The sequence below is a fragment of the Desulfobacula sp. genome (genome assembly GCF_030145145.1).
Taxonomy (GTDB): domain Bacteria; phylum Desulfobacterota; class Desulfobacteria; order Desulfobacterales; family Desulfobacteraceae; genus Desulfobacula.
On sequence record NZ_JAQYWD010000053.1, the window covers coordinates 18,750 to 29,904 of the forward strand.

The following is an 11,155-nucleotide window of genomic DNA, read 5'->3' on the forward strand; positions in this document are numbered from 1 at the left end:
CTTTTTGTGCATGAATAGTAATTGGTATAGATGCAGATATGGTAAATCTGTAACCCTTTTTTTCAAGGGAGTGTAGTTTAAAAATTGCTTAAGCTTGACAGAGCTCCGAACTGTTGGTTACATTTCTGCAATCAGAGGCAGTTAAAAAAACTGTCATCAGTGTTATATTATAGTGAGTATGAAAAAAACAACCCGAAAAAAACCCGTATTTTTAAAAATAATTTGGATTTTTTAGTATTGTTGATACGAGCTCTTAGACGTCCATTTTTGGTATCAAAACAAGGCCGCTAAGAGGAGTTTTCAAGAGTTTTTAAATAAAATTAACTTTATTAACAAAGGGTTATCTTAATTCTCTTGGTCCGACCCCATCGAAACAAAACGAACGCAGATCCAGGCAAAGACAAGATAAAGGAGCGTTAGACCCCACATCCAGATCCATTCTTCCCGGACCTGACCGAAGGAGGCGCCCATCTGGGTAAGCCGCAATCCCCCGGAGATTCCCCAAGTGCTTGGCAGGAGCATGGAAACTGCCTTTATCCAGTGCGGCATGCTTTCCACAGGCCACGAAAAACCTGATATCAGAACGGCAATCATTGAACTCCATACAATCATTACGATGGATGTTTCCCTGGTTTTAAAAAATTCAGCCAGGACCTGGCCTAGCAGAATGACCGATAGCAAAAAAGGCAGAAGAAAAAGAGAAATCATTAAAATGCTTGTCCGCATGGGAAAATCCCAGATTCGGTAAACAACCCCGTAGATGAAAAGTATGTGGATAAGATAAAGAGACAGGCAGGCAATTGTCCGTGAAATAATTTTTATCATTGGACCGCCCCGGCGCTGGGAGACATTTTTTCCAGCCATGATCTGTTCCCTGCGGGTCCCGGATATCATTCCGATGCCAATCAGCATGGTCTGCTGCAAAATCAGTATCAGGACTCCCGGGACAATATAAGTGGCATATCCCATGGTTGGGTTGAATAATGATCTGCTGACCAGGTTGAGCGGGGAACGGTCTACCATCGCCTTCTCCACAGACCACCCCTGTGCCTGGAAACGACGGATCTGAATGCCTGCTGACAGGGTTCGGACTGTTTTGACCAGCCCGGTCATGGCCTGTCTGTAGATCAGAAAATAAGTGGCATCCACGTATGCCGAGACATATGCCTTGCGTCCCTTTAGGATATCTTCTTCAAACCCTGCAGGGATCACCAGGGCTGCACTGTAGCGGCCTGAACCGATTTCCTTCTGCGCCCTGTCAAGATTCCGGGAACGACCTTCCACCCTGAGCATTTCTGAGGCGTTGACCATCCGGACAAGCTGCCTGCTGAGCGCTGAGTTGTCCTGATCAATTACGGTCAGGGGCACCTGGTTCAGAACTTCCCTGGCGTAGGGGAGCGGATAGACAAAGGAATAGAAAACAATGGCTGCACCCATGATAATCAGTACGCCCGGATCCCTGAAAATCGATCTCAGTTCCGCCATTATATTAAAGGAAAGGCTCCTTATCATGGCTTCCCCCAGTAACGGCTGTCCTTCATGTGGCGCTTCAGCATGGGAACCAGGCCAATTCCCACCATGGCAAAAATGAGCAGGATCAAAAGATCCGGAAGAGATTCAGATAGTTCCGCGTTTCGGATGGTCTGCTCCAGGAAAATGTGAAGATAGTGTGTAAGCGGCAACATGCTGCTCCACGCCTTTCCGAGGACCGGCATTCCCTCCTGGGGGAATGTAAGCCCGACAAAAGCAAAGGCAGTTCCGGAAAAAAAAGAGGCCGCACTGAGGGCCATACGCAGACTGGGGCTGAGAATCACCAGGATGATGCCGCAACACAGGTAGGCAAGCACCAGGAGAACTGTAGCCGTAATCAGGCAGGACAGAGACCCCCTCAGAGGAACACCAAGGCCGTTAAGGATAATTGCCAGCATTGCCAGGCCCAGCAGACTGAATGAAATAAAATATACGGACAGCTTTCCCGCCACTGCTTTCCACACGCTTCCTCCCGCAGCTTCCAGCCACGTTCCGGCAGTGCTGTTCTTAAACTCGCTGCCCATGGCCATAACCGCTGTCATCAGGATAAAAATCTGGAAGAACGTGGGGCACAGAGCTGCTGCAAGAAAATACATGTAATTGAGTTGGGGATTGAACAGTACATGCCGGTCAAGATTAACCGGTTCCAGGTGAGCCATAGCTGCTTCGTTCATTTCTCCGCGCCTCAGCCTGGATTGAAAGTTGATCTTCGCAGAGACAGTAGCAACTGCGGCACTCAGGCTGCTTGAAATAATGCTTCCGGGCAGCAGCATCTGGGTGTTTGTATAACCGATTACCTTTGCGCCTCTCCCACGCAGAATATCTTTTTCAAGTCCCTGCGGCAGGATAACCATGGCATAAATGCTGCCCCTCAACATCAGGTCCCTGGCCTGGGCAGGGTCGGACACCTGAAAGGAGATATCAATCACTGAAGTCGCATCAATGGCTTTGATGACCGTGCGCGATAAAGAGGAATGATCGAGATCAACCACTGCCACCGGTAGATCCTGGGGGTATTGGTTAGAAAACAGGCCCCAGGTCAGGGCGAATGAGACCAGTGGGAGTATGAACATGGCCAAGGCATAGCGGCAGTGGCCGCGTATCTGGGATATCTCCCGCAACACCACTGCCCAAAATCCCGTGGGACAGTCATTTCCGGACATCAGGCAGGTCCTTAACGGGAACGATAACGCTCATACCCGGCCGCAGTCCTTCAATTTTTTCAAGCGGCCTGGCCCTGACTTCAAATGTCTTCAGGTCGAACCCCCCGGAGGCGCTGGTCGCTCTCCAGGTCGCAAAGTCACCCAGTACCGATATGTAACTTATTTTCACATCAAATTTTCCCTCTCCAAGGGCTGGGGCTGAAACCGGAAAAACGACTCCCATACGCATTCCACCCAGGCGATCCTCGCGCAGGTTAAAGGTGACCCATATGTCGTCCAGATCAAGAATGGTAACAAGAGGATAGCCAGGACTAACGATTTCCCCAGGCTTGGCAAGGACATGGATAACCTCACCCTTCAGGGGGGATTCCAGCCGGGTCTCCTGCAGGTAGCTTTTAACTTCGGAGACAGCTCCCTGTGCCTGGTCAACAAGTGCCGTGGCTGCTTGCCGATCTTCTTTCCGGGCGCCTTCCAGGGCCATTTCATACTGGGAACGGGCTGCAGTTGCGGCGGCACTGCTCGCTTTCCACTTTGCTTCAGCCTCGTCCCTTTTCTGCCCAGGAACGATTCCGTCAGCAAAAAGGTTGTTGATCCTCCGGTAGGTCTTTTCGGCCAGTTCCGCGACCTCCTGGCTTTGTATCCATAGATTCATGGCAGCGGTTACTTCCTGGCTCCTGGCCCCTGCAAAGGCTTTGTCACGCTGGGCGGACGCCATTTTTTCAGACGACGCGGCCTGCTGGAGTCTGGCGTTAATCTCCGGACTGTCAAGTTTCAGCAGGCTGGCACCCTTGTCCACGGACTGCCCCTCTTTAATGAACACCTCAGAAACACGGCCGGCAATTTTAACAGCAAGATTCACCTGGGTTGCATCAACTTCACCCTGTATGAATTCTATCTCAGGTTCCTGAAGATACCAGGTCAGCCCTCCGACCAACCCCAGCAGGATCAGGAGCCCGATAACAGGCTCAACAATGTGGCGTATGCTTTTCAATTCTCCACCTCCACAATTTTCCCGGCCAGATACCGGGGATAATCAGCTCCTCTGCCGCATGCTTCAAGCAGTTGTGCCAAGGCCACATCAAAGCTGTAAGCCGCCTTCATCCTCTCCACCTGAATCCCGGAAAGGGACATCTGGGCATCGACAACATCCAGGGATGTGGCAAATCCTTCTTCAAAAGAACGCTTCCGGGCCCGGAGATTTTCCTCTGCGAGTTCCAGTGATGCCTGGAGTGCGTCGAACTGCTCACTATCTTTCATCAGTTCCTGGTGACGGGAGGAAACAAGGGTCTCAAGATCCCTGGCCAATTTATGGTGTACCAATTTCGCCTGTTTTTCAATTTTTCGGGCGGCCATTATACGGTTGGACCGGGTCCGGCCATCAAAAAGGGTGAAATTAACGCCGACGCCAATGGCCCAGGTTGGATCCAGAGCTGTTAAGTCGTCTTCATAAAGTTCCCTGATACCAAATAGATATACCTCTGGGTAAAGTTCCGATCTTGCGCCTTTCAAGTTTTCTCGGGCCTTGTCCCTTACAGCCTGGACCTGGTCCAGAGCCGGATGGTTTTTCCGGGCCTGGTCAACAAAGGAATCTACCGGGCCAATGCTGGGGACCAGGAACAGCTGAGTAGAGGGATTTACAATGTCATCCGAAGCCAGGATGTTGGCAAGGGCGGTTCTGGCAAGATCCAGGTCCCGCCGGGAAGCTTTGAGTTCACGGTCCGCCTGGGCCTTTGCCACCTGGGCATGGAGAAGCTCTGTACGGGCAATGAATCCCTCTTCCTGCAGTCTGCGGGCTTGGAACAGGTGGAGATCCAGCGCATTCTTCACCTCCGTCCGGATGTTCAACACCTGGTCCATCAGCCGCACGGCAAAGTAATACCTGACCAATTCAGATGTCAGCGTTCCCGAGGTTCGGCGCATTTTTGCCTCTGATTCCCGGATCCCGGCATCAGCAGCTTTTTTTGCTGCTGTTATCTTTCCGCCAGTGTAAACCGGCCAGACCATATTGAGCTGGGCTTTGAAAAAGGTATCCTCCTGAATTGTCTCTTGAAACGAAGGAACCATGGCCGAAGGCACTGTCGGATGCATCGCAAGGATGACATCCCTTATGGGATTCAGGTCCAGGTAGATCGGATCATCAATCCGGGTCAACCTTCCGCTCAACGTGACCTTGGGCAGGTCCAGTCCCCTGGCAGCCATAGCTTCGTATTCCTTTTGTCCAATCTCGGAGCGAGCCATCTGTATGGATTCATTCCTGGTAAGCATGTTCTCAAGCGCCTTTATAAAGGTCAGGTCAGAATCAGCTGCTATCAGTGGCGTTCCTTGCAGAATCAGCAAACACAATACGACACCCGCCCAAAGCCGTCTGAATATGATTCTTATCAGAAAATTTTCGGTTTTTCTCCCATCAAATGGGTTGCTATTGCCCGATTCTTTAAAGCGGACGGCTTCTTTGTGTTGAAGCGTTGTATAAGCCAAATATAAAAGTCTCCTTTCTTTATTATTCACATCCGTGTTCATGCCCATCTTTGAGATTCAACTGAGTATATATAATCATGAATCCCAACATCTTCAACCACTCAACGGGTATTTTTAACCACAGATTCCGGGACAGAATAGATCATTCTGAAAACACAGTTTCGAAGACAAGCCAATAATTTGACTCATGAATGACTAAGGACCGCAAATTTTATAAATTGAACATAATAGTTTGCCTTTTGGCCCATCTACTGCGTTGCATCAAAGCCTAAATAGTCCTGCTATTAAACCTTTAATGCGCCTTGTAGATGAACCAAAATTCTGCGCTATTTATGTCCAATTTATTTCATCTGCGGTCCTAAGCCGAATATTTAAGATATCCCTTGAATTCAAGTTTAATTATCCTTCATGCTTTTACAAGAGTAATCACAACTATTTCAGATAAATAACCAGACCTTAAAGGCGGACCCCATGATCCTGTGCCTGCACTGATATTGATATAGAAATCATCGATTCTGTGCAGGCCATAGTGGAGGCCTTTAAACACTTTGTTGGCAACCCAGGTAAAGGGGAAAAACTGTCCGGCATGGGTATGTCCGGATAATTGTAATGAAATATTTTGGTTTATGGTACCAGAAAAAGTTGTATCTGGAGCAAGATAGTCTGAAGATTGCACAACAGAAAGATTTTTACCATTTTCTTTTATGCGGGTTGGCGTATGGTATAACAAAATTGTGGGTAGATTTTTTGTAAACACATTTGGGTCATTAAAATTAAAGTAAGGGGTGTTTTTTAATTCCGGATATGAAATTCCTGAAATTTGAAGGCCTTCAATCACAACAGACTTGTTGTCTAACATGATAACTTTTGAATCTCCAACCACTTTTCTTGACTTTTCAACTCCTGAGTAAATTTCATGGTTTCCGCTGGTAAAAAAAGTCCCATGTTTTGCCTTAAAGTTATTTAAATCTGAAACATATCGTTTCTGAAAATTTGTAGCCCCATCGAACAGGTCACCGGTAATCAAAATCAAATCAGCATTCTGTTCATTTGTCAGGGTAACCACTTTTTTTAAAAATGTCTGGTTCTTTGTTCCCCCTAAATGAAGATCAGACAGATGGATAATTTTTTTACCTTGCCATTGTTGTGGTAAATTTTGAATAGGTACGCTTAAGAATTTGATTTTGATTTTGTAAAACTGATAGTGACAAAATCCTGTATAAACAATGGCCAGGCCATAGAGAAAACAAGATAAACTTTGAATGATACTTTTTACAGGGAGATCATGGGGTAAAAACCATAATCCACCTTTCACTATCCAGACAATTGCCGTCGCAAAAAGTAAAAAACTCATAAGTCCCATCCAGATTCCCGAGACCAGGTAATATATCCTGGTTACAGGATTGTTGGACATATGAATAAAAATGGAAGACAAAATAAATGTAATGGATAAAAAAAATAAAATCAAAAACAAATAACGTCTTGCATTAAAGGTATGAATTTCAAAAAAACGGCACCAGGAAAAAAACAAGAAATAGTGGCTTGTAACTGTGATTAAAACTATAATACTCAAAAATCGAATTAAACTAAAAATCATCTTTTTTCCTTATTCCTGGTTATTGTGTCCCCGGAATTACCCGGAATTTCCATTTATTGCCATAGGTAAAGATTTATCCTGCTCAATTAACTCATGGAAGAATTTGATAGAACTAAATTGAAAGGTTCTGATAATAATCCAATGTGAGATAGATCCCAATATGATACCTATCCCAAAGGGAATGAGCTTCAGGATCAAATTAAAAACAAATTTTTTTGCCAATGCTTTTTGTAATTTTATAATTATTAAGCGTATAGCCTTGTCTGACAGGGTTTTAACCATTTTTTTCCCAATTGGATTGCGAAGATCCACAACATTATCGATGTCTAAAGTGGAACCAAAGCATTTAAGGGTTACCCGTTTAAGTTTATCTGTGTCAGATATGCCATAGCAATATCCAATTGAAAAAATAAGATGAACTTGATTTTTGATTAATTGGGAAAAATCGAATAATGAAATTCCAATTTGAATCATGGATCCAACGCCAGGAACGGCACCGGGAATTGCCATTAAGCCACCTTGAATGGCGCATTTTTTCTTTACGTTATACGCTACTTTTTTTGCTAATTTGTCGTTATTAAATTTTGGATATTTGGTTTTTATATCATTAACAAACGCAAAAATTTCATCCGTATTTCCCGCAGTCAGTTCAATAATTTTAAAAACAGTTTTTTCTATCATATTTTGCTTATAACTCACCTTTCGGTCTTCAACTTTAATGGACGGGGTCAAACTTTTTTTATTGTGCTTTTTGTTGGATTTGAATTCTAATGTGCCGGACAAAAATTCACTTCACATCCCCCAGGTCGGAAAGCCCGAGTTCATGTAGTTTTTCTGCCGTGGGGAAACCTGTTCCGGGATCCCACCCTCTTAATTGGTAGAATTCATCCCGCATTGCTTTGAATACATCACGGTCGAGAGTTTGGCCTTTACGGTTTAAAACCGTATCACCCTCACCCGGTACAAGCACATCCTGATTCATAAAAACACTTTGAACCGGATCAGAGAAATTGAATTCTTGAACCATATCATCTTTTTCGGGATCCCATCCCTCCCGCAAAAGAATGGCACGTTGCTGGTTGAAAATGCGTTCACCGAATGTCATCAGTCCACTCTCATCGAGCCTGTTTCCGGTTACTGCATTGAAAGTACGGACTTCCAGGGTTGTATCGCCTACGTTATCTTCCGTATGGTGTGAAAACATCAAGGGCCAGCAGGAATCGCACAATCCCAGGCTATCTTTGACATATGTGCGATCCATGATGCGTGTGGCCGCCATGGCTTTGCCGTCATGAGTATTCAAGTCCCAGGCCTTATCATGGCCCCAGAATCTGGCTGTTGCCTTGCGGTATGCGTCTGCAGTAACCGGTGTTGATCCGGGATACTGCAGGTTCATCACCCAAAGGCCAATTGTTCTACTGACTTCATGCAGCATGGCAATGGGCTGGCGTGGTTCAAAGGCATACAGCAGTCCGTTCATCAAATATTCTCTTGCAGAATAGGTGGCTCCATCACCAACACCGGCAACTGCATTAGCGAAAAGATCCTTTGCATCAGGCCCCAGGCTTTCCCCTGCTCTCAAGAGCCCTTCAGCCAGAATATCACCAAATCCCTTTCGATATGCAATCATGTTACAAAGGGTTTCAAAAAACGCCCATGTCCCCAGCTTATCAATTTCAAGCCCGGTCCGGGCGTCGCTTAAATACCCTTCCCTGTATCCTGTACTGATCCACTCAACGATATTGGCCATCTCCATGGTGCATAAGGATAAATTATTGCAAAGCCCTGTTGCATCCAGGGCTGTTTCAGCCGGTTCCCCCGGGCGTGCCATCACCCATGGAAAGTAGACAAATATGGCCTGGCACTTTCTAACCACCTCCTTGTTTGATTTTGTAAGGTAAGTGGACCGCATCTTACAGTCCAAACCGCATTGGAAACAAGACGCTTTACCTTTGCGGGAAATCTGGTCCGGCGGGTATGGATTGAATGAGGTATCACGTTTGTTTAACTGTATTGTGATACGATTGAGTTCCTTTAATGCCTCAGGGTTACTGACCGTCGGGGACTGTGTTCCGACCACAGCAATTGCTTTTAAATTTTTAGAACCAAAGACCGCTCCGAAGCCGCCGGTGGCGCTACCTTCATTATCCGTCATGAGATTGGCACCGCGACACAGGTTCATCCCTGCGGGGCCTGTCGCAATGAAATGTGTTTTGCTGCCATGTTTATCTTTTAAATATTTGTCAACCCGCGTAACCCCTTCAAGATGAATATCCGTGGCATCTTCAAGTCTGGCTTTTCCGTCAGAAATGAACAAATAAGCCGATCGCTTCGCCTTTCCTGACACAATGAGTCCGTCAAACCCTGCTCTTTTCAGAGCAGGTCCCCAATATCCGCCCATATTGCCGTAACAAAATCCCTCGGGCATCAACATGGGTGATTTGCCCACGATTTCAAACCGGGAAGCGCCCTGTGCACCGGTTGCTGTTAACGGACCTGTCATAAAAATCAAATGATTTTCCGGATCAAAAGCACCCGTATCTGCAGGAACATTTTCCCAGTAAAGGCGGGTTGCGATCCCCCGCCCCCCTAAAAATCGCTCAGCATAAGGCTGTGTGTCAAGTTCTGTAATGGTTTCAGATGAAAGATCGACCTTTAAAATTCTTCCACACCAACCATTGCCTGAAACATTCAAAGCATCTTGTTTATTTTCAGCCATATTTGCCTCCTATTAAATTGTGTGCATCTGCAGATCCAATCATGCGAATAGTATATGACGTATTACGTCAACCATCAATAGGATTTTATAGTTGGTTACAGTCATACGTCAGTCATTGCATGTTATTCCAAAATGTTTTCACGATTATTTTTGCTGTTTAAGGACTTATTTTGCCATACCTGCGGTTTCATTTTATTATAGATATGGCCTAATTGCCGATGCTATAGTATGATTGATACAAACGGATGACGGATAACAAACAAATGAACCTTTCAGACCTGAAATAAAAGAATATTAAATAATCATGCTGGTAAAAAATTATAAACTCCAAATTTTAAATAACCAATGCATGCCCAATGCAGTCAATGTGAATTGTTTTGCACACCTTGATCAGGATATCGGCCCTGTATTGCCTTATTTAAACGCCACCTTATGCGGTTTTGAATATATCAAAGAGCCGCCTTCGGTTACTTTTCGTGCCCAGGGGAAATTAATAGCGGTCCATAGTCAAAAAATTTCGGTTAACACGCTGAAAGATGAACATGAGGCAAGAAAAATTGTAGAATGGATGATCCGTGAAATTAATGATGCATGGAATAAAAAGGATGAAATTGAACCCCGTTATTCCGGCGTTGGACGTCCATCAATAATTGAAATATTAAAACTGCTTCCTAAAACAAATTGCAGGGAATGTGGTTCTCCAACCTGTATGGTTTTTTCTACCCTTGTGGCTGAGGGAGCAAAAGATTCATCAGATTGTCCCCAGATAAACAAAGAAAATAAAGAGAAGCTGTCCGCATACCTGGCACCATTTGGATTGGATATTTAACAGTTGCACATTAAAAAGTAAAGGATACATCATTCCAAGTTTTGTAAGGGTAAAAAAAAACTGATTTGGCAAACTGGAGGCAAATAAATGGCGCACAATTGTAAAAACTGTAATTTCAGGGCAAAATATGACAATAAACCGGAATCCATATTTGGACGATTATGGAAATGGCATACTGGATGGTGTCCCGGTTGGAACAGGTATATGAAATCTCTTCCTGATGCTGAACGGATTGTAATTGCCGATAAATACAAAATGGAAAAATTTAAATAAGGGTTGCAGGTATTGTAAGAGGTTCTGTTTTTGAAAGATCAATATTTTGTTTGGCTTGCCAAAGGTCATGGCTGTCTTGCATCCAATGAAACAGCCCCGCAATTGGCACAGATAAACGCTTTGGTATCCGGCCGCCTCTCAAAAAGTGTTAATAAATTCACTGCATGTTTCCCCATCCTCTTTTTCTGGAGGAATCCGAGTCATTCTGTCCAGCCGGCCTGGATTGTCCTTGGTGTCTGCAACAACCCGGATCCGTATTTCCTGAATCTGGTAGGGAAACGCTTTTTGGATCCGACGATAAACCTCCGGGTCCTTTTCCCCGTTATCTCCGATAAGGATAAATTTTCGTTCGGGGAAATGTTTCAGCAATGTTCGTATCTGAGCCATTTTTTGGTCAAAAGTCGCCTGCATTGATCCATTGGCGATGAGGGTCCAGAAATGGGTGTAAATCGTCCCTGTTGTAGTAATCAAGCAGCCATTATCTGCTCAGTTCGATGATCCCAAAATTCATCCCACCATCCATTGGCTCTTAATATCCTGAGGGACAACATAGGATTTATGGATTT

Annotated in this window: 9 protein-coding genes; 1 reads left to right on the forward strand and 8 read right to left on the reverse strand. The window is 45.1% G+C overall.

Annotated features, from left to right (window positions below; translation table 11 throughout):
- Positions 1-345: 345 nt before the first annotated feature.
- The 7 genes from Q1Q15_RS22965 to Q1Q15_RS22995 form a co-directional block, all read right to left on the reverse strand.
- Positions 346-1,512: an ABC transporter permease gene (locus Q1Q15_RS22965; RefSeq protein WP_300464985.1), complete on the reverse strand. Its 1,167-nt coding sequence runs from the start codon at positions 1,510-1,512 to the stop codon at positions 346-348.
- On the reverse strand, positions 1,509-2,693 hold the full coding sequence (locus Q1Q15_RS22970) for an ABC transporter permease (protein ID WP_300464986.1): 1,185 nt from the start codon (positions 2,691-2,693) through the stop codon (positions 1,509-1,511). Before Q1Q15_RS22970 ends, Q1Q15_RS22965 begins: the two co-directional genes overlap by 4 nt.
- Positions 2,680-3,684, reverse strand: coding sequence for an HlyD family secretion protein (locus tag Q1Q15_RS22975; RefSeq protein ID WP_300464987.1), 1,005 nt, complete (start codon positions 3,682-3,684; stop codon positions 2,680-2,682). The genes Q1Q15_RS22970 and Q1Q15_RS22975 overlap by 14 nt, the downstream gene beginning before the upstream one ends.
- Positions 3,681-5,171 carry a TolC family protein gene (locus Q1Q15_RS22980; protein ID WP_300464988.1) on the reverse strand — a complete coding sequence of 497 codons (1,491 nt, stop codon included), beginning with the start codon at positions 5,169-5,171 and terminating at the stop codon, positions 3,681-3,683. Before Q1Q15_RS22980 ends, Q1Q15_RS22975 begins: the two co-directional genes overlap by 4 nt.
- A 406-nt stretch (positions 5,172-5,577) precedes the next feature.
- Positions 5,578-6,525, reverse strand: a complete 948-nt coding sequence (locus Q1Q15_RS22985; RefSeq protein ID WP_300464989.1) for a metallophosphoesterase — start codon at positions 6,523-6,525, stop codon at positions 5,578-5,580.
- A gap of 279 nt (positions 6,526-6,804) precedes the next feature.
- Entirely contained in the window at positions 6,805-7,449 is a 645-nt protein-coding gene (locus Q1Q15_RS22990) for a hypothetical protein (RefSeq protein ID WP_300464990.1), read from the reverse strand.
- A 106-nt stretch (positions 7,450-7,555) separates the two neighbouring features.
- A complete protein-coding gene (locus Q1Q15_RS22995; RefSeq protein WP_300464991.1) occupies positions 7,556-9,487 on the reverse strand; it encodes an aldehyde ferredoxin oxidoreductase N-terminal domain-containing protein in 1,932 nt (643 codons plus the stop codon).
- 304 nt (positions 9,488-9,791) lie between these two features.
- On the opposite strand from Q1Q15_RS22995, the gene Q1Q15_RS23000 reads away from it, so the two are divergent.
- On the forward strand, positions 9,792-10,316 hold the full coding sequence (locus tag Q1Q15_RS23000) for a (Fe-S)-binding protein (protein WP_300464992.1): 525 nt from the start codon (positions 9,792-9,794) through the stop codon (positions 10,314-10,316).
- 411 nt (positions 10,317-10,727) lie between these two features.
- Here the strand turns inward: Q1Q15_RS23000 and Q1Q15_RS23005 are convergent, their stop codons facing one another.
- Entirely contained in the window at positions 10,728-11,060 is a 333-nt protein-coding gene (locus Q1Q15_RS23005) for an App1 family protein (protein WP_300464993.1), read from the reverse strand.
- Positions 11,061-11,155 lie beyond the last annotated feature (95 nt).